This window comes from Streptomyces sp. NBC_01716 (assembly GCF_036248275.1).
GTDB lineage: Bacteria > Actinomycetota > Actinomycetes > Streptomycetales > Streptomycetaceae > Streptomyces.
The window spans coordinates 2,567,432-2,585,308 of sequence record NZ_CP109181.1; the positions used below are offsets into that span (position 1 = coordinate 2,567,432).

Below are 17,877 nucleotides of genomic sequence, written 5' to 3' on the forward strand. Positions count from 1 at the left end.
CGGCGTAGCCCGGCGTACGCCCGCGTAACACCGCCGCAACAGCGCGGCAGATTTCGCTTAACGAACACGGCACTTCGCGCAGCGGACGATTTCCGGCCAACTTCTTGACGCGCTCCTGACAGATGGGCCGGATTCCTGGGACTCTTCCCCCGTTCTGAGCACCACCGCTCCGCAGCTCGTGTTCCACCTTGCTCTCCTGCACTGTCCGGGCCGCCCACCCGAGCATGGTCCGGTACCCCCCTCGCAGAAGGAGTTCGCGTGAGACCCACGCCCAGCCGTCGTATCACCGCGACCGGCGCTCTGATCGCTGTCACAGCCCTTCTCGCCGTCGGCGTCCAGGCCGGCACCGCCGCCGCCGCCCCCGACGCGGCCCCCTCGGCGCCGGTCGCCGGCAAGGCCGACCCCGGCGCGCTCCCCAAGGCCCTCTCCCCCGCCCAGCGCGCCGAGCTGATACGCGAGGCGAACGCCACCAAGGCGGCGACGGCCGGCGAACTCGGCCTCGGTGCCGAGGAGAAGCTCGTCGTACGCGACGTCGTCCAGGACCGTGACGGCACCACGCACACCCGCTACGAGCGCACCTACGCCGGCCTCCCCGTCCTCGGCGGTGACCTCGTCGTCGCCACCACGAAGGCGGGCGCCACCCAGGCGGTCACCAAGGCCTCCAGGACGGCCCTCAAGTCGGTCGACATCAACGCCGACGTGCCGGCAGCGGCGGCGGAGAAGCAGGCGCTGTCCGCGGCCAAGGCCGAGGGGTCGACCAAGGCCGCGGCCGACCGCGCGCCGCGCAAGGTCGTCTGGCTGGCGGAGAACAAGCCGACCCTCGCGTACGAGACGGTCGTCGGCGGTGTCCAGAAGGGCGGCACCCCGAACGAGCTGCACGTGGTGACCGACGCCGCCACCGGCGAGAAGCTCTTCGAGTGGCAGGGCGTCCACGAGGGCACGGGCAACACCCAGTACAGCGGTCAGGTCACGCTCGGCACGGCCCCCTCGTTCACGCTGACCGACACGGGCCGGGGCAACCACAAGACGTACAACCTGAACCGCGGTTCATCCGGCACCGGCACCCTCTTCTCCGGCCCGGACGACATCTGGGGCAACGGCTCCCCCTCCAACGCGGAGACCGCCGGCGCCGACGCGCACTTCGGCGCGGCCCTCACCTGGGACTACTTCAAGGACGTGCACGGCCGCACCGGCATCAGGGGCGACGGCGTCGGCGCGTACTCACGCGTGCACTACGGCAACAACTACGTCAACGCCTTCTGGCAGGACAGCTGCTTCTGCATGACGTACGGCGACGGCTCGGGCAACTCGAAGCCGCTGACCTCCATCGACGTGGCCGCCCACGAGATGTCGCACGGCGTCACCTCGAACACCGCGGGCCTCATCTACAGCGGTGAGTCCGGTGGCCTCAACGAGGCGACCTCGGACATCTTCGCCGCCGCCGTCGAGTTCAAGGCCGCCAACGCCCAGGACGTCGGCGACTACCTGGTCGGCGAGAAGATCGACATCAACGGCAACGGCAGCCCGCTGCGCTACATGGACAAGCCCAGCAAGGACGGGGCGTCCAAGGACTACTGGTACTCGGGCATCGGCAGCGTCGACGTCCACTACTCGTCGGGCCCGGCGAACCACTTCTTCTACCTCCTCTCGGAGGGCAGCGGCGCCAAGACCGTCAACGGCGTCAGCTACGACTCGGCGACGTCCGACGGACTGCCGGTGACCGGCATCGGCCGGGACAAGGCCGAGCAGATCTGGTTCAAGGCGCTCACCACGAAGTTCACCTCCACGACGAACTACGCGGCGGCCCGCACCGGCACGCTCGCGGTCGCCGGTGAGCTGTACGGCACGTCGAGCGCCGAGTACAAGTCGGTCGCGGACGCGTGGGCCGGCATCAGCGTCGGCACGCGCCCCGGCGGCAGCGGCGGCACGGTCTACGAGAGCACCGGCGCCGTCGCGATCCCGGACAACGGTGCGGCGGTCACCTCGACCGTCAACGTCACGGGCCGTACGGGCAACGCGCCCGCCGCCCTCCCGGTCGGCGTGGACATCACGCACACCTGGCGCGGTGACCTGGTCGTCGACCTGGTCGCCCCGGACGGGACGGTCTACCCGCTGAAGAGCGCGAGCAGCGGTGACTCGGCGGACGACGTCGTGGAGACGTACAACGTCAACGCCTCGTCGGAGGTGGCCAACGGCGCCTGGAAGCTGCGGGTGCAGGATGTCGCCTCGCAGGACACGGGACGCATCAACAGCGTGAAGCTCACGTTCCCTTGAGCGTCTCGCTGACGGGCCTCGCCCCGTCGGCACGCTGAAATGACAGAGGCCGCCCGGGTCCTGAGGACCCGGGCGGCTCCGTCGTTCCGTGCGGCCGTGCACACGTGCGATGTCCCGGCCCACCCGCTCGAAGGCGCGCCCGAAGGAGCGGGCCGGGAACCGGCCGGTGTGGAACTCCCGCGCGCACTCTGGGTCAAGGAGTGCGCCACGCTGTCCGTCCACCGGCTGTGAGTCGCGGACGGCCGGCTCCCGGACCGGAGGATCGTGGTCCATGTGGCAGTGAGGTGACCGCCGTCGCCGACCACGCCGCGACGACTCCCCCGCCCCTCCACCTGCCACCAATCCTCCGGCCCGAGCGCCGCTTCCCCCGTCGCCCGCGCTCTCCACCTCGGAGTGAGCTCCTACCGGAGCTTGTTCACCGCCGTGGTGGTGGTCTTCTTGAACGCCGCGACCGGCGCCTGGTCCAGACTCCCCAACTGGCTCCAGGCGACGAGCGTGACGGTGTCGCCGTCCCGGCCGATGCCCAGCAGATGGACACCGGGCCCCGCCTCCGGAATCGAGACGCCGACTCCGATGACCCTGGCCCCCTCCTCGACGGCGATCCGGCCGTAGTCGTCCCACGAGGCCGTGCCGCCGGGCGTGGTGCGCAGCCAGTCGGCGGCGCAGGCGGCAACGGCCGCCTCGGCCTTCGCGGCCAGCTTCTTGGCCGCGGCGCTGCCCGACGCCTGCACGCTCACCTGCGCGCCCGTCGTGTCGAGGTCGGTGACGAACTGCCGGTGCCAGGTGGTGCCCTGGGCCGGCAGCACCTTTTCGAGGCAGAACGGGTCCGTTTCGGGGGCGCCGGCGGTCACCGCGCCCGCGGTCCAGAAGTTGCCCTCGGCCTGCGGCATGTCCTGCGCCGCGAGGAAACCGGGTGTGCTCGCCTTCGGCGCGGCCTGGACACTGCCGGACACCGACAGCGCGAGAGCGCCGGCGAGTGTCGCGGTGGCAGCCGTGGTCAGTGCCCGGCGGGTCGTGCGTCTTGTCATGTTCCAACCTGTGGTCACTGGGTGGATCCCCCTGGTCCAGCTCTGGTCTTGCCGTTCGCTCTTGCCGTTCGCACCGGCTTGATCGGCCGGTGATCCCAGATTGAGGGGGTGATCGACGGGTCGGCAACAACCCTCGTGAAGTGCGGAACGCATGGAACGCGTGCGCGTACTCTGGCCTGGGGAAATGACAAGGGCCTGGAATGACCGCGGAACAGCGTGGCGGGCGGTAGGGGGACGTGAGATGGGCCGTTCGGAGAAGATCCCGGCGGAGACGGCGGAGTTCGCGAAGCGTCTGCGTGCCCTGAAGGAGAGAACCGACCGGAGTTACGGTTCGCTCGCCACCCAGCTCCACCTCGGCGCGTCGACGTTGCACCGCTACTGCCACGGGCACGCGCTGCCCGTCGACTACGCCCCCGTGGAGCGGCTGGCGAAGGTGGTCGGCGCGACGTCGGCCGAGCGTGTGGAGCTGCACCGCCTGTGGCTGCGGGCGCACTCGGCGCGTACGGATGAAGGGGGCGGGGCCGTCGCCGCGGGGGACGCCGCCGAGACGGTCGCTGTCCCGGTCGCCGAGCCGGAGCCCGTACGTGAAGCCGAACCGGAGCCGGAGCCGGGCCGTGACCCGACCGCCGATGCCGACACCAACACAGACACCGACACCGGTACGGCCCAGCCGGTCGGCACGGCCGACGACTTCGACCCCGATCCGCCGCCCGCCGCCGCCACGGCCCCGCCCCTGTCACGTCCCCGCGCGTCCCGGCTGCGCCGCCGTCAGATAGTCGGTGCCGCGCTCGCCGTCGTCACCGTCCTCGGCGGCACCGTCATCGTCGCGGCCGACCTCGGGAGCCCCGACTCGCGGAGCGACAGGAGCGGTCCGCGTCTCGCCGATCCCGGCCCGAACGGACCCCTCGATCCGCCCTCGCCGTCCGCCCGGTCCAGCACCCCGTCGGCGAAGGCGAGCGCCTCGCAGTCCGGCTCCGGTCCGAAGGCGTCACCGTCCGGTTCCATCGGTGCCGGAAAGACGGAGGCGGGCGGCACCGGCGGGGACGGCGGCCGGTCCGGCGGGAAGAAGCCCGGAGCCGGGACGGGCACAGCGAAGCCGCTGGTGTGGGCCGCGGACAGCCACAAGTGGCAGTCGGACTGCGCCCATACGTATCTGATCAACCGCGCCCCCTCCGCCGTACCGCCGCCGCCCAACTCCCAGGACGCGCGGCAGTGGGCGACGGCGCTCGGCGCGGTGCACGGCAACTCGTCTATCACGCAGGCCACGCTGAACGCGGCGGCGGGCGCGGGTCCTGTCGTCGTCCAGGAGGTGTTCGTCCGGGTGGTGGGCCGGCGGGCGCCGCTCGGCTGGAACGCGTACGAGATGAGCAACGGCTGCGGCGGCTCGATCACCCCCGCCGTGTTCACCGTCGACCTGGACGCGTCGCGGCCGATCGTGCGCCCGGTCGACGGGGGGAGCGAGGAGGGGCCGCTGCCCGCGCCCAGGCTTCCCTATCAGGTGACGGCGAGCGAACCGCTCGTGCTGAGGGTCGAGGCGAGCACCAACGGCTGCGACTGCGACTGGTATCTGGAGGTGCGCTGGACTGCCGGGGACCGTACGGGCGTCGCGCGCATCGACGACGGCGGCCGGCCGTTCCGTACGAGCGCGGCGGGCGGCAAGGTGTACGGACACGACTACGAGTCCGGGAAATGGATGGGACCCTGACAGTCCGTCAGGGTCCCACCTGGCACCAGAGGGTTTTCACGCCGGGTTGTTGGCGTGCGTCAGCGTCTCCCACGCGACGAACAGGTTGTTCGTGCCCTGCGGGCGCATCCGCTCCGTGTACTGCTGGGTGTTGGTCATGGCGTTGCCCAGCCGGTTGCCCAGCGCGTTGAAGGCGACCTCGCTGATCGGTCCGAGGTTGTCCTTCAGGCTGCCGCCGCAGAGGTTGCCGGGGACGGGCTCGCCGTTCTGGTACTTGGTGTGCAGCCCGAACGCGTGCCGCAGCCTCTCGCCGACCTCCGGGTACAGGTCCTGGCCCTGGATGCGGCTGGTCTCCGCAACGTGCGAGATGGCGGAGAGGCCGTAGCCGGTGTGGGTCAGGTCGCGGCAGGTCTCCTGCGCGAGCCCCTGCATGAAGGTCGACTGGTTGTGCCAGTAGCGGACGATCTCGTCGCGGGTGTCGAGGCCGCTGCCGGGCACGGTCTTCGGCAGCGCACCGTCGGAGGGCAGATAGATGAACGCGGGAACACGGTTGCGGAAGATGCCGACCGTCTTGTCGTAGGCTCCCCGGTCCTCCAGATGGACCGCGATGCCGATCGCGGCCTCGTTCATGCTGAGCTCCCAGTTGCCGTTGGAGCCCGAGCCGTTGATGATCTCCGGCAGGTACACGTCGCGCAGCATCGTCGAGAAGCGGCCCGAATTGGGCCAGCTGGTGTACGTGTACTTGATGATCTCGGCGGCCTTGGGCCACGAGGAACCGGCCCACGCGGTCTGGAGCGGCGCGTTGCTGTTGGTGTGGTCTCGGATCGTGTTGGACCAGGCGTCCATCAGCTCGATGGACTTCTTGGCGTAGCGGTCGTCCCGGTTGATGTACCAGGCCAGCGCGGTGGTGTACGCGGCTATCGCGTCCTCACGCTCGTCCGTGCAGCCGTTGTTGGGGTTGGAGTACGAGCCGCACTCCACGACCGCGCGGGGCTTGGGGACCCGGGACAGGGAGGCGTACTTGCTCCCCATCATCTGGTCGTACGCGGCCTTCCACGGCTGCGCGCCCGCCTGCACCTTGCCGCGGACGAAGTCGAGTTGGGGGCGGCTGACGCCGACACCGGGGTGGGTGAAGTTCGCCGGGGCTGCGACGGCCTTCGCCGAGAGGGTCTTGGCGGCGGCGGGCGGTGTGTCCGCCGCCCGTTGGCCTGCCGGGGCTGGGGTCCCTGCCGAGGCGGGGGCCATGAAGGCCGCCGCGATCAGGCCGCCGAGCGCGGCGGACAGGCCGAGGACTCTGGGGATGACTCCGGGGCGCATGGGGGTGCCTTCCGGTCGGGGGGGGTGTTCCGCAACTCCGGCCACAACAGGGGATGTTCACCGACATGAACAACGAGCGGAGTTATGAATCCGTATTGAGTGAGGAACTTAAGGCCATCCCATGGACACGTCAAGGTACGGACCAATGATTCGAAGGGCCTGGCGGACAGGTGTCCGCCGGGCCCCGGAAGCATGCGATTCTCAGCGCATCAGTACGCCCGCGCCCTCCCCCGTCGCCTCGGTCGGCAGCGCGACCAGGCCCAGATCGGCGGCTCCCAGCATCGGATGCGTGGGCAGGATCCGTACGGTGTAGCCGAACGGCCCCGTACGGTCCAGGGCCAGCGGCCCCTCGTACACCCAACGGCCCGCCTGGTCGGGCCCGCCCGCCGGTTTCAGCGGGAAGATCTGCGCGTCGGCGATCGTGTCGTCGGCGCCCACCCGGCCCGCGACGGCCTGTACCTCCACGTCGTCGGGGAGGAGTTGGCCGAGAGTGACGCGCACCTTCAGCGCGAGCGTCGAGCCAAGCTCCGCGCTGCCGCCCGCCGTTGTCGCCGAGACCGCCTCCACATGGTCGACGGCCACGCCCGGCCAGGCGGCCCTGACCTGGTTCTTCCAGTCGGCCAACTCCCGTGCCGTGGCCGCGTCCAGCTCCCGGTGGGCGTGGGCGGCCGGAGCGTACAGCCGCTCCACGTACTCGCGCACCATACGGTCCGCGAGCAGCTTCGGGCCGAGGGTGGTCATGGTGCGGCGGACCATCTCGATCCAGCGGCCGGGCAGGCCCGGGGCGCCCGCGGGAGCCCGCGCGGCGCCCGCGTCCGCGTCCGTACGGTCGTAGAAGCGGGGCGCGATCCGGTCCTCGATCAGCGCGTAGAGGGCGTTCGCCTCCAGCGTGTCGCGCCGGTCCTCGTCGGCCGCCGAGCCGTCGGCGGTCGGGATGGCCCAGCCGAAGTCCGGCTCGAACCATTCGTCCCACCAGCCGTCCAGCACCGACAGGTTGAGACACCCGTTGAGCGCGGCCTTCATCCCGCTCGTGCCGCACGCCTCCAGCGGGCGCAGCGGGTTGTTCAGCCAGACGTCGCAGCCCGGGTAGAGCCGCTGCGCCATCGCCATCCCGTAGTCGGGCAGGAAGACGATGCGGTGGCGTACGCGCGGGTCGTCGGCGAACTTCACCAGCTCCTGCACGAGCCGCTTGCCGCCGTCGTCCGCCGGGTGCGCCTTGCCCGCGACGACGATCTGGATCGGCCGCTCGGGGTGCAGCAGGAGCTCCGTCAGCCGTTCGCGGTCGCGCAGCATCAGCGTGAGCCGCTTGTACGAGGGGACGCGCCGGGCGAAGCCGATGGTCAGGATGTCGGGGTCAAGTACCCCGTCGATCCAGCCCAGTTCGGCCTCGGCCGCGCCGCGCTGGTGCCAGGAGGCGCGCAGCCGGTCGCGTACCTCGTGCACCAACTGCTCGCGCAGGGTGCGGCGTACGGCCCAGAGGTCGGCGCCCGGAACGTCGGCGATCTCGTCGCCGAGCGCGGTGATCTCCGGCGCGACCCAGGTCGGCGCGTGGACGCCGTTGGTCACCGAGGTGATCGGTACGTCCTGCGGGTCGAAGCCCGGCCAGAGCCCGGCGAACATCTGCCGGCTGACGGCGCCGTGCAGGGTGGAGACGCCGTTGGCGCGCTGTGCGAGCCGCAGGCCCATGGCGGCCATGTTGAAGAGGTTCGGGTCGCCGCCGGGGAAGGTCTCCCTGCCGAGGCGCAGCACCTGTTCGGTGGAGACGCCGGCCAGTTCGCCGTCGTCACCGAAGTGGCGTGCGACGAGTGCGCGGTCGAACCGGTCGATCCCGGCGGGCACGGGGGTGTGGGTGGTGAACACCGTGCCGCCCCGGACGGCCTCCAGTGCCGTGTCGAACCCGAGCCCCGTGTCGGTGAGTTCACGGATGCGTTCGAGGCCCTGGAAGCCCGCGTGGCCCTCGTTCGTGTGAAAGACCTCGGGCTCGGGGTGGCCGGAGATCCGGCAGTACGCGCGGACGGCGCGGACGCCGCCGATGCCGAGCAGCATCTCCTGGAGGAGCCGGTGCTCGCTGCCGCCGCCGTAGAGACGGTCGGTGACCTCGCGCTCGTTCGGACCGTTGTCCTCTATGTCCGAGTCGAGCAGCAGGAGCGGTACGCGGCCGACGCGCGCCTGCCAGACGCACGCGCGCAGTGACCGGCCGCCGGGCAGCGTGAGCGCGACCCGGCTGGGCCTGCCGTCCTCCTCCCGCAGGAGGCTGAGCGGCAGCTCGTTCGGGTCGAGGACGGGGTAGTGCTCCTGCTGCCAGCCGTCGCGCGAGAGGGACTGGCGGAAGTAGCCGTGCCGGTAGAGCAGGCCGACCCCGATGAGCGGTACGCCGAGGTCGCTGGCGGCCTTGAGATGGTCTCCGGCCAGGATGCCGAGGCCGCCGGAGTACTGGGGCAGGGCTGCGGTGACGCCGAACTCGGGCGAGAAGTAGGCGACGGCGCCGGGCAGCTCGGCGCCCTGGCCGCGCTGTTGCTGGTACCAGCGGCTGCCGCGCAGATACTCGTCGAGCCCGCCGGCGACGGCGGCCAGCCGCCCGAGGAACGGCCGGTCACCGGCCAGCTCCACGAGCCGCGTGGCGGACACGGCCCCTAGCAGCCGCACGGGATCCCGCCCGGCGGCGGCCCAGCCGTCGGGATCGACGGCCTGGAAGAGTTCACGGGTCTCGGAGTGCCAGGACCAGCGCAGATTGCGCGCGAGGTCGCTGAGTGGTCGCAGAGGTTCGGGCAGGACGGGGCGCACGGTGAATCGACGGATTGCCTTCACGTGTTCCACCTTCGCAGGGGACATCCGGACCGACGGACCACACCACGCTGTGCACCCCGCCATCACTCCGACGGTATCCCCCCACCCCCCACCCCCTCACCGGCGCACAAGCGCACATACCCCGGCGCGACTGCGCGGGGTGGCGTCCGGGTGGGTGAGTGGGGGGGCGGTGCGGGCGCGTGCACGGGGTGAGGCGGGGACCTCCCGCCGGGCGGCGGCCGGGGGCCGTTGGGGCACGGCGCGAAGTCCAGGCGAAGGGCCCCTGGGGGCCGCGCCGGTATCGGCCGCCCGGCTCAGCCGACACGACGCGGGCCGACTGCCCGGGGCGGCTCCGGCCGCCGACGGCGCCGGTCCGCGCATCGGCACAACGCCACACGCCCGAACCCCGCCGGACGAAGTCCAAGCGGGGCGGCCCAGCCGCGTCAGCACCGCCCGGACGGCCCCGCCGGCACGGCGGTGCCGAGCCGCGCGGCGGTCCGGGGGCCGCGCGCCCCCGGACCGCCGACGGCCCCTCAGCCCCGGGCCGGGGCCGGGAGGGTGTATGGGGAGCCCGCGTTCACCGTGGGTGGGTCGAACGCTCCCGTCGTGGCGTAGCGGGCGGCGATCTCCGCCAGTTCCGACGGGGGGATCACGTCCGCGATGTTCGTGAAGCCGTTCGGGGCGCGGGTGTGGGCCAGGGTGATGACCACCTCGGGGCCCTGTTGGCGGTTGGCGAGTTGCAGCTCCGTCATCGCGGGGCGGCGGTCACTCTCGTACGCCGTCAGGGCCTCCGCGCGGTCGGGGTGCGTCGCCATGGCGTGCGCCAGCGCACGCGCGTCGACGATCGACTGCGTCGCGCCGTTCGAACCGATCGGGTACATCGCGTGGGCGGCGTCGCCGATCAGGGTCGTACGGCCGTGGGTCCAGCGCGCCAGCGGTTCGCGGTCCACCATCGGGTACTCGAAGGCGCGGTCCGCCGCGGCCAGCAGTTCGGGGACGCTGACGCCGTCGAACTCCCAGCCCGCGTAGTGGTGCGCGAACTTCGCGACCGGCACCGGCCGGTTCCAGTCGCCCCGCCCGGCTCCGGCGATGTCCGTCGCGGGCATCGCCAGCGCCCAGTTGACCAGTACCCGCCGGTCCGGACCGCTCGCGTGCGTCATGGGGTAGACCACCGCCTTCTGCCGGTCGTCGCCCGCGATGAACATGAACCGGCCCGCACGGTGCGCCGGGACCCGCGAGACCCCGCGCCAGACGAGCATGCCGTTCCACGGCGGCTCCCCCTCCCCGGGATTCAGCGCGGCCCGCACCGCCGAGCGGATGCCGTCCGCGCCGATCAGCACGTCCGGCTCCAGGGACGCGCCCCCCGCGCCGCGCCCCTCCCGGTGCGCGAGCAGCACACGCGCGCGGCCGTCCGCCGAGGTCTCCAGGCCGGCGACCCGGACCCCGGAGACCACCGCGTCGCCGCCGAGCCGGTCGCGTACCGCGTCACCGAGCACCCGTTGCAGGTCGCCGCGGTGAATGGACAACTGCGGCCACAGATAGCCGGCCGCCACACCGCGCGGCTCGCGGGAGATCAGCCCGCCGCCGCGGTGGTAGTAGCGCAGTTCACCGGTGCGTACGGCGCACTCGTCCAGCCGGCCGAGCAGCCCGAGCGCGTCGAGTTCGCGTACGGCGTTGGGCATGATGTTCAGCCCGGCGCCGAGCGGCTGGATCTCCCGGGCGGCCTCGACGACGGTGATCTGCTCGAAGCCTGCGGCGTGCAGGGAGAGTGCCGCGGTGAGACCGGCTATTCCGCCGCCCGCGATCATGATGTGGGTCATGCGGTGAATCTCTTCCCACGAAGGGCCGGCCCGGCGGCGGACACCGCGGGCATGGGCACGGAGGGCCTGGTTCCGGGCTTGGGCGTCGTTCTCGGCGCGTGCGCGCCCACATTCGACTGCCGCACCAGCGTCTCGTTCTCCCGCGTCAGATCCAGCACCGTCCGCAGCAGCACGACCGGCGCACCCCCGCTGCCCTCCTCGTACAGCCGCAGATCGTCGCTGTACGCCTTGCGCGCCATGTGGATATGTCTGGCCCGGAAGGTCTTGAGGATGCGCAGCACCCGCGCCAGCGACACCGCCGACGCGGCCAGCCCCGGCGGCAGCCGCGGCGTCGACTCCCACCTGATCGCGGCGGACAGCTTGCTGACGGCGGAGATCGAGCCCCGGTGCGCCGCGTGGAAGGCCCGCCACGACGGCAGGCTGTAGCGCACGGACTCGTCGAGGAACGCGTCGTACTCCGGGCTGCTCCGGTCGCTCTGCCACAGCGTCACATCGACCAGCCAGAGCGGCACCTGCGCGGCGGCCGGGCCCAGATAGTCGTGGCCGGCGATGTCGACCTCCTCGAAGTACGGGCGCAGCCCGCGCGCGAAGAAGTCGGGCGTGACCTGCGCGACCGTGAAGTCGATGGAGTCGACCATGGCCTGGACATGCTGCGCCGTACGGTCGAGCGCGGCGGCGAAGCGCGGGTCGTACGGTTCGAGTCCCGCCAGCTCCGAGCAGGTGTCGAGCGCCGCGACGAGCGCGGGGAAGACCATCCGTACGGCGTTCTGGAGGGAGCCCTCCATCGCGTCGCCCGTATACATCCGCTGCCGGTCGCCGAGCGGGTTCCACGTCGTGTAGTGGTGCACGGTGTCGCGGGGCACCATGTCGGTGCGGCGGCCCAGTTCCTGAAGTGCGGGCAGGGCTTCGGGGACGGCGGCGAGCGGTTCGGCCCCGTGCCGCTTGAGCGAGCCGAGGAGCAGACCGAGGTCGCGTACGGCGGCGAGCGCGTCGACCACACCCAGCGATGCGGTGCGGTCGGGATCGGGGACGAGCGTGCGCAGGGCGACGGTCAGCGCGGGGACATCGGCGTCCCTGTTCATCGCGGGTACGGTCGCGAGTATCGCGTCGGCGCCCAGCGGATCGGCGGCGCGGATGCCGGCTATCCGGTAGCGCGGCTCGCGCGCCTCGATCGCGGGCGCGACAAGGTCGTGCAGCGTCATGGAAGTGCCCCCCTCGGGCGTGGGTCGGGTGGGTGGTGGGACACGGGACGGGCGGCGTGATGCCGTCACGGCGACGGCCGCGCTCCCTCGCACGGCCCGGCCGGCCGGCTGCTCCTGTGCCCCGCCGCGGCGTTCCCCCCTGCCCGGTCCCGGGCCTGCACCGTCGACAGGGCCCCGCCCCGCCTGCGCACTCGCTCCTCCTGGGTCTACTCCGGGGCGCCGCCGACCCGGTCCTGGTGCGGGAGCGCGGACACGGGCGCGGGGAGCCGCAGCCGGAAGGAGAGCAGCGCGGCCGATGCGGCGAAGACCGCGCCGACGAGGAGCGCGGCCTTGAAGCCGGCGGTCTCGTCGGCGGCGCCGGTCGCGCCGAGCGCGTCGGTACGGGCGGTGGCGACCGCGACGAGCAGGGCGAGGCCGAGTACGGAGCCGAACTGCTGGCTCGTGTTGACGAGTCCGGAGGCCAGCCCGGTCTCGCCCGGTGCCGCGTCGGCGGTCGCGGCGACGTTGGTGGTGACCATGACGAGCGGCAGGGCGACGCCCAGCACGAGGCTGGGCGCGAGGACGGTGGAGACGAACGTGCCTTCGGCGGCGAGCGCGAGCGCCAGCCAGAGCATGCCGAGGAAGAGCAGGGTGAACCCGAGGCTCATCGTGGCGCGCAGACCGAGGCGGTCGATGAGCCGGCCGGTCCGGGGCGCGGTGGCGACGACGACGAGGGAGAGCGGCAGCAGGCCGAGCCCGCCGTGGAGGGGGGACTGGTCGAGGACGCTCTGGAGATAGAGGCTGACCAGGAAGAACATGGGGAAGAGCGCCATCTGGGCAAGCGCGCTGAGGCAGTTGGCGAGCCGCAGGGTGGGGCGCCGGAGGACGGCGGGCGGCACGAGCGGGCCGGCGATTCGTTTCTCCAGGACGGCGAAGGCCACGAGGAGTACGAGCCCGCCTGCGAACGCGCCCAGCGTCCGCGCGCTGGTCCAGCCGGCCTCACCGGCGCCGACGAGGCCGTACGCGACGAGCCCGAGACCGGCGGTCGCGGTGAGCGCGCCGCCGATGTCGAACCCGCGCTCGGCGCCGCGGGTGTCGCCGTCGAGGAGGCGCAGCGCGAGGACGGCGAGGACGAGCGCGCCGATGACGTTGAGCCAGAGGGTGGAGCGCCAGCCGAGGAGGTCGGTGAGTACGCCTCCGAGTACGGTGCCGAGCACGCCGCCGAGGCCGCCCATCGCGGCGAAGACGCCGAGCGCCCTGTGCCGGCCGGGGCCGTCGGGGAAGAGGTTCAGCAGCAGGGCGAACGCCGCGGCGGCGGCGAGTGCGGCGCCGGCGCCCTGGACGGCGCGGGCCCCGACGAGCACCTCCACGGTGCCGGCCGCCCCGCCGACCGCGGAGGCGACACCGAGCACCCCGAGCCCGCCGAGGAACACCCGCCGGTGCCCGAGCAGATCGGCGGCACGCCCGCCGAGGAGCAGCAGCCCGCCGAAGGTGATGAGGAAGGCGTTGGCGACCCAGGACAGCCCGGCGGAACCGGACCCGAGGTCGTCGCCGACGGACGGCAGGGCAACGTTGATGATCGCGGTGTCCATGACGACCAACAACTGCGTACCCGCGAGCAGCCCGAGCCCCCGCCCCCCGGATCTTCGCGATCCCGGCGCCACGGGACCGGGGGCGCGAAACCCCGCGACGCCGGGAGCTGATCCCCGCCCCACCGGAAGACCGCCGCCCCCGACCGCCCCGGGAGCACCACGGCCTTCGGCCTCGGGCCCAGCCAAGCCCTCAGGCCCAGCCGCCGGGCGTTCGTTCTCGCCCCCGGCGCTCACCGGGGGTCCCGTTCCTCGGGCTCACCGCCGAGCGCGTAGCCGTTGAGGCAGGTCCGGGCCAGGCGTTCGCAGGACGCCGTGTCGCCCTCCCATGCCTGCTGCGTCAGATAGACGTGCGGCGCGCCGTGGTAGAAGCGTTCGTACTGTTCGTGGCGGGAGGCGAACTCCGAACCCAGCGCGTCCCAGGCCAGTTTGAGCAGTTTGATCCGCTCCTCCGAGGACTGGCCCGGCGCCCGCAGATAGCGGCCCACCAGCGGGCCCAGTTCCGGATGGAGCAAGTCCTCGCCGGACGCGGGCAGTTGGATTACTCCGCCGCCCGCGAGGAGTTTGATCTCCTGGACCGCCGCCGGATACAGCTCGCCCGCCATGATGCGCTGGGCGTACGAGATGTCCTTGCCGGGCATCACCCCGCCCCGCCCGCCGTCGACCTCCTCGTACGACGCCTCCGCGGCCAGCACGAACGCCTTCGCCTGGGCGACCCTGCCCAGCAGCCGGCCGATCGCCTGGGTGACGGGCGGCAGTTCGTACGTGCCGTTGGACTTCGTCAGCAGGATCGCCAGCCCGGCGAGGAATTCGAGCTTGGTCCAGAAGCGCGTCGACGCCTGGTGGACGAAGTTCACGTACGCCGGTGTCCGCCACCACATCCCGAAGCTCGCGTCGACGTTCCGGTACGTGAGCACGGACTCCCACGGCACGAACACCTCGTCACAGACGAGCAGCGCGTCGTTCTCGTCGAACCGCGACGACAGCGGGTTGTCGAAGACGCTGCGCGCCCCGCCCTCGTAGGACACGCGGGAGACAAAGGTGAGGCCCGGCGTGTCCACGGGTATCGAGAAGCAGACCGCGCGGTCCACGTCCCGCGGCGCCAGCGGCTCGATCGTCCCGACGACGATCTCGTTGCCGAAGACCGCCGCCGTGCCGATCATCTTCGCGCCGCTCACCACGATCCCGCCGTCCTTCTCGGCGACGACCCGCACCACGGGGTCCTCCGCCGCCGTCCCGCCCCCCGCGTCGAACGGGGTCGGCGCCGCCTGCGGGTTGGTGATGGTGAAGGCCGGATACAGATCGCCGTCCGCCAGCCGCCGGTGGTACGCGAGCGCGTTCGCCGCGCCGTCGAAGCCCTCGGTGGTGAACACCCCCGGCGCCGCGGCGAATCCGGCCGCGCCGCCCGCCATGTAGTCCGGCGTACGCCCCAGGAAGCCGAAGCTCGCCTCGGCCCAGACCTTGTACGCCTGCCGGCGCGCGACCAGATCCGCGTAGTCGCGCGGCACCGCGAACGCCCGGTGCGCGCCGTCCCGGGTGAGCACCGGCGTATGCGCGGAGTCGTGCGCCAGGTCGTAGAGCCGGGCGATCGACCCCGCGGTGTTGCGGAACGCGGGATGCCGTGTGACGTCCTGGACCCGTTCGCCGTCCAGCCACACCGTACGGCCGTCGCGCAACGACTCCAGATACTCCTGACCCGATCTGGTCACGCCTTCTCCTCTTACGGATCAAAACGATTCACGCGCCACGCGCGGAACGCTGCTCCCGCTCCCCGAGAGCCTTCCCTGCCGCAAGTGCCGACAGCAATGAACGACCGTCCAGCGGTCCTTAATAACCGGCCAGACCGCGACTTGGGCGACCCCTACGCCGCGGGCACCGTACCGCTGCGGTACTCGCCCGGCGTCTTCTCGAACCACTTGCGAAACGCAAGATGGAAACCGACCGCGCTGCGGTACCCCACCCGCTCCGGCACCGCCGACTGCGGCAGCGACGTCTCGCCCAGCAGCCGCGCCGCCTCCTGCATCCGACGGCCCGTCAGATGCCGCGCCGGGGCCTCCCCCACCAGTTCGCGGAAGGCCGCGGTGAAGGCCGACCTGGACATGCCGACCTCCCGCGCCAGGGACTCGATCGTCCACGGCTCGGCGAACCGCGTCGCGATGATCACCATCGCCCTGCTGATCCCCGGATGGCTCAGGACCGGCAGCGAGGACGGATTGTCGGCGATCTCCCGCAGCAGCGGCCGCAGCGCCAGGACCAGCGCCATCTCGAACGCGCGCAGCGTGATGAGACGGTCGCCGGGGCCGACGGGCCGGTGCGGCGACGCGAGCAGCCGCAGGGTGTCGCGGAGCAGCGGTTCGTTGTCCACCTGGGCGCGGTCGAGGACCAGCACCCACGGCAGCGCCGTGTAAAGGCCGGTGGCGGCGCTCGCGTCGTAGTGCAGTCCGGCGCAGAGCAGCCGGCTCTCCGGTCCGCCGCCGTTGATCCGCAGCTCGCCCGATGTGCCGGGCACCCGCTCGGGCAGCACGGCCCCGAGCCGCAGTCCCCCGGTCCGGTCGGGCAGGTCGGAGATGCGGTGAGCGGCGCCGGTGGGGAAGACCGCGAGGTCGCCTTCGCGAAGTTCCAGCGGCGTCTGACCGTCGCCGGTGATCCAGCAACCGCCGTGGACGATGTAGTGGAGGATCGCGCAGCTCTGCTCGGCGTCGCCCTCGATGGCCCACGGCGCGCTGACGTGCCAACGGCTGTCGAAGACCCCCGTGAGCCGGAGCGGCTTCAGCAGCTCGCTCAGGAGATCGTCACCTTCGGTCTTGATGGGCTCCATCGGTTCCATGGACGATCCTTCAACCCCCGCCCCGGTTTGTTAATTGATCGGCCGAAGCCGACGCCGCCAGCCTTGTGAAAGAGCCGTCATCGACAGCAGACACACCTTATCGAAGGGCCTTCAGACACATGTCCGATCAGATTCCGATGCGCGTCGCGGTAGTGGGGGCGACGGGGTTCCAGGGCGGTGCCGTGGCCCGTCTGCTGGCCGAACGCGGACAGCGCGTCCGTACGCTCACGCGCGCCGCCGATGCGGACCGGCCGCCGCTGCCCGGAGCCTCGTTCGTGGGCGGTGACCTGGGAGATCCTTCCGCCGTACGGCAGTTGATGCGGGGCGCGACGCACGCCTGCGTGGTGATGCCGCTGGTCTACGGGACGGAGCAGGTCCGGCGGTACGCCCGTAATGTCGCCGAGGCGGCACGTGAAGCCGGAATCCAGCGTCTCGTCTACAACGCCAACACCCGAATTCCCGAGCAGTCGACGAATGTCGCCGCTTTCGAGACACGGCGGATCGCGGAGGAGGAACTGCGGGCGAGCGGTGTGCCGTTGGTGGTGCTGAGGCCGCCGGTCTATCTGGACAACCTGTTCAGCCCGTGGAACGGGCCGGCGCTGGTGAGCGAGGGAGTTCTGGCCTACCCGCTGCCCGGTGGCACCTTCACCTCCTGGATCTCGCACCGGGATCTCGCGGAGGCGGTCTTCGCGGCGCTGACCGCGGACGGTGTGGAGGGCGAGACGTACGACATCGGCGGCTGCGAGTCGCTGACCGGCGACGAGCTGGCCCTGGCGTTCGCCACGGGCCTGGGCCGCGACGTGCGGTATCTGCCGCTGCCCCCGACGGTGTTCGAGCAGGCGCTGTCCCAGGTCGCGGGCCCGGAGGCGGCGGCCGGGGTCGCCGGCATCTACCACTACATGGCGACGGGAACCGACCCGCTGCTGATGGCGGGCGACGGCGGGCGGTCGGCGGACGCGCTCGCCGTGAAGCCGGCGCCGGTGGACGAGTGGGTGACGCGCCAGCCGTGGCAGGTCTGGTCGACGGAAGCGAGCTGACGCACCCGCTCTACGTCCCCGTCCCCAACCCCGGCCCGCGCACCGGCCCCACCGCCCGCAAGCCCCCCGTTCCCGCCCCGTTCCCGCGCAAGCCGCCCGTGCGGCCGCGGGAACGGGGCGCTCTTCTTCCGTGCGCCTTCCCGCCGCGCCTCCTGTACGTGCCGGTACGTCTTGCTGTCGTCTTCCTATGCGATCGGACATGTTTCGGCCACGCGTCCAGAGTTGCCCCGCTCTTAACGGAGCGCCGGATTGTGCACCCGAAATTCGTGGGAAGGCTCATGTACGCACCGCAAGCACGCTCGTTTCGCCCGATTCCACCGCTGTTGGAGTGAA

The 17,877-nt window shown here is 72.0% G+C and carries 12 protein-coding genes; 4 read left to right on the top strand and 8 right to left on the bottom strand.

All coding sequences use genetic code 11. The features are described 5' to 3' along the window. The first annotated feature begins 258 nt into the window (after window positions 1-258). Together OIE74_RS10935 and OIE74_RS10940 are read left to right on the top strand one after the other, a co-directional pair. Window positions 259-2,274 (top strand): M4 family metallopeptidase, encoded by a 2,016-nt coding sequence (locus OIE74_RS10935; protein ID WP_329381285.1) that lies wholly within the window; start codon window positions 259-261, stop codon window positions 2,272-2,274. 96 nt (window positions 2,275-2,370) lie between these two features. Next, window positions 2,371-2,505, top strand: coding sequence for a hypothetical protein (locus OIE74_RS10940; protein ID WP_329381288.1), 135 nt, complete (start codon window positions 2,371-2,373; stop codon window positions 2,503-2,505). Window positions 2,506-2,675: 170 nt separating this feature from the next. Here OIE74_RS10940 and OIE74_RS10945 read toward each other — a convergent pair whose 3' ends face one another. Then, window positions 2,676-3,302, bottom strand: coding sequence for a hypothetical protein (locus OIE74_RS10945; RefSeq protein ID WP_329381291.1), 627 nt, complete (start codon window positions 3,300-3,302; stop codon window positions 2,676-2,678). Window positions 3,303-3,543: 241 nt separating this feature from the next. On the opposite strand from OIE74_RS10945, the gene OIE74_RS10950 reads away from it, so the two are divergent. Further along, window positions 3,544-5,007 (top strand): helix-turn-helix domain-containing protein, encoded by a 1,464-nt coding sequence (locus OIE74_RS10950; protein ID WP_329381294.1) that lies wholly within the window; start codon window positions 3,544-3,546, stop codon window positions 5,005-5,007. Between the two features lie 36 nt (window positions 5,008-5,043). On the opposite strand, the gene OIE74_RS10955 is transcribed toward OIE74_RS10950, so the two are convergent. The 7 genes from OIE74_RS10955 to OIE74_RS10985 form a co-directional block, all read right to left on the bottom strand. Continuing rightward, window positions 5,044-6,303, bottom strand: a complete 1,260-nt coding sequence (locus tag OIE74_RS10955) for an alginate lyase family protein (RefSeq protein ID WP_329381297.1) — start codon at window positions 6,301-6,303, stop codon at window positions 5,044-5,046. 201 nt (window positions 6,304-6,504) lie between these two features. Continuing rightward, window positions 6,505-9,111, bottom strand: coding sequence for an alpha-glucan family phosphorylase (glgP, locus tag OIE74_RS10960; protein WP_329381300.1), 2,607 nt, complete (start codon window positions 9,109-9,111; stop codon window positions 6,505-6,507). A gap of 512 nt (window positions 9,112-9,623) precedes the next feature. Next, on the bottom strand, window positions 9,624-10,910 hold the full coding sequence (locus OIE74_RS10965) for a flavin-dependent oxidoreductase (RefSeq protein ID WP_329381302.1): 1,287 nt from the start codon (window positions 10,908-10,910) through the stop codon (window positions 9,624-9,626). Beyond that, window positions 10,907-12,112: a monodechloroaminopyrrolnitrin synthase PrnB family protein gene (locus OIE74_RS10970; RefSeq protein WP_329381305.1), complete on the bottom strand. Its 1,206-nt coding sequence runs from the start codon at window positions 12,110-12,112 to the stop codon at window positions 10,907-10,909. Before OIE74_RS10970 ends, OIE74_RS10965 begins: the two co-directional genes overlap by 4 nt. A gap of 206 nt (window positions 12,113-12,318) precedes the next feature. Further along, window positions 12,319-13,806: an MFS transporter gene (locus tag OIE74_RS10975; protein WP_443076082.1), complete on the bottom strand. Its 1,488-nt coding sequence runs from the start codon at window positions 13,804-13,806 to the stop codon at window positions 12,319-12,321. A gap of 107 nt (window positions 13,807-13,913) precedes the next feature. Then, window positions 13,914-15,389, bottom strand: a complete 1,476-nt coding sequence (locus tag OIE74_RS10980; protein ID WP_329381311.1) for a 4-hydroxyphenylacetate 3-hydroxylase family protein — start codon at window positions 15,387-15,389, stop codon at window positions 13,914-13,916. A 152-nt stretch (window positions 15,390-15,541) separates the two neighbouring features. Then, the gene (locus OIE74_RS10985) at window positions 15,542-16,507 is read right to left on the bottom strand and encodes an AraC family transcriptional regulator (protein ID WP_384200367.1); all 966 of its coding nucleotides are present in this window, start codon (window positions 16,505-16,507) and stop codon (window positions 15,542-15,544) included. Between the two features lie 119 nt (window positions 16,508-16,626). Here OIE74_RS10985 and OIE74_RS10990 point away from each other — a divergent pair, with 119 nt between their 5' ends. Beyond that, the gene (locus tag OIE74_RS10990; RefSeq protein WP_329381314.1) at window positions 16,627-17,544 is read left to right on the top strand and encodes an SDR family oxidoreductase; all 918 of its coding nucleotides are present in this window, start codon (window positions 16,627-16,629) and stop codon (window positions 17,542-17,544) included. The last annotated feature ends 333 nt before the right edge of the window (window positions 17,545-17,877 follow it).

What these genes read in the sequence shown, in the direction of transcription:
- OIE74_RS10945 (WP_329381291.1), bottom strand. Translation starts at nt 3,302, where the DNA reads ATGACAAGACGCACGACCCGCCGGGCACTGACCACGGCTGCCACCGCG.
- OIE74_RS10950 (WP_329381294.1), top strand. Translation starts at nt 3,544, where the DNA reads ATGGGCCGTTCGGAGAAGATCCCGGCGGAGACGGCGGAGTTCGCGAAG.
- OIE74_RS10955 (WP_329381297.1), bottom strand. Translation starts at nt 6,303, where the DNA reads ATGCGCCCCGGAGTCATCCCCAGAGTCCTCGGCCTGTCCGCCGCGCTC.
- OIE74_RS10965 (WP_329381302.1), bottom strand. Translation starts at nt 10,910, where the DNA reads ATGACCCACATCATGATCGCGGGCGGCGGAATAGCCGGTCTCACCGCG.
- OIE74_RS10970 (WP_329381305.1), bottom strand. Translation starts at nt 12,112, where the DNA reads ATGACGCTGCACGACCTTGTCGCGCCCGCGATCGAGGCGCGCGAGCCG.
- OIE74_RS10985 (WP_384200367.1), bottom strand. Translation starts at nt 16,507, where the DNA reads ATGGAACCGATGGAGCCCATCAAGACCGAAGGTGACGATCTCCTGAGC.
- OIE74_RS10990 (WP_329381314.1), top strand. Translation starts at nt 16,627, where the DNA reads ATGTCCGATCAGATTCCGATGCGCGTCGCGGTAGTGGGGGCGACGGGG.